The organism is Phormidesmis priestleyi BC1401, assembly GCF_001650195.1.
GTDB lineage: Bacteria > Cyanobacteriota > Cyanobacteriia > Leptolyngbyales > Leptolyngbyaceae > Phormidesmis_A > Phormidesmis_A priestleyi_B.
The window spans coordinates 1-818 of the sequence record NZ_LXYR01000179.1 but is presented as its reverse complement, the minus strand read 5'-3'; the positions used below and the strand labels follow the sequence as shown (position 1 = coordinate 818).

Annotated in this window: 1 protein-coding gene; it reads right to left on the bottom strand. The window is 51.2% G+C overall.

Annotation, left to right across the window (positions count from 1 at the left end; all coding sequences use genetic code 11):
* Positions 1-598, bottom strand: a 598-nt coding sequence (locus tag A8707_RS26315) for a transposase (protein WP_231948492.1), incomplete at its 3' end; no start/stop codon positions are given.
* Between the last annotated feature and the right edge of the window lie 220 nt (positions 599-818).

Sequence of the window (818 nt, the reverse complement as noted above, 5' to 3'; positions counted from 1 at the left end):
GGGGTTGCACGGTTTCCACAAAGGTGAAGTGACTGAGGTCTGTCAGGTCAACTTTGCCGTCGTACTTGCGCGGTCTGCCTCGTTGCTTCTGCACCCCCGTATAGAGATGGCGCAGATTCGCGTCACACCGCAGTTTGCTGATGATAGCCAACTTCAATCGCGTGGCACCCGTCACAAACCGCTCTTTCGCATAGGCTCCATCGACCGCTAAATACTGCACCGTTGGCGGAAGTTGAGGGCGTACCAGGGTGAGATGACCGAGATACTGATCCATCCGACTCACGCCCGCCATCTCCGATTGAGCGAAGGTTTGCTGGGCGTGGAGCGCATAGCTCATCTCCGTTTCGACATCTACCACTCCCACCAACGACACCTCTAATCCTCGCTCCACACGACTATTGCAGCCATTCCAGAAGCGGTCTAGCCCAAACGTCGCTTTGCCGCTTTTCCGAATGAACGAGCAATCCATTACTGCAAGTTGCTGATGCCCCGGTTCGGCTGCCGCTTGAATCAGGGTTGCATTCAATTTCGCAAAGTCGACCTCTTCAATAAACTGCCGTCGATACGTCTTCTCATTCAATTCACTGTATCGACTCAAATTCGTGAAGTTCACTTTGCCACACACCACCAGAATCGTCGAGAATAAAGTGACTAAAAACTTCGATTGCGGTTTGCGAAATTTCCCACTTTTGACAGTAAGGTCTGTACAATTTCTTCCATGTGGCTATCCATCCGGTGCGCTTTGTTTCTAATCTGCACCCTAGCTGATGGATAGCTTTTCTGTCCACGTCTGACCGCAAAAACTGTCCGAACTATTG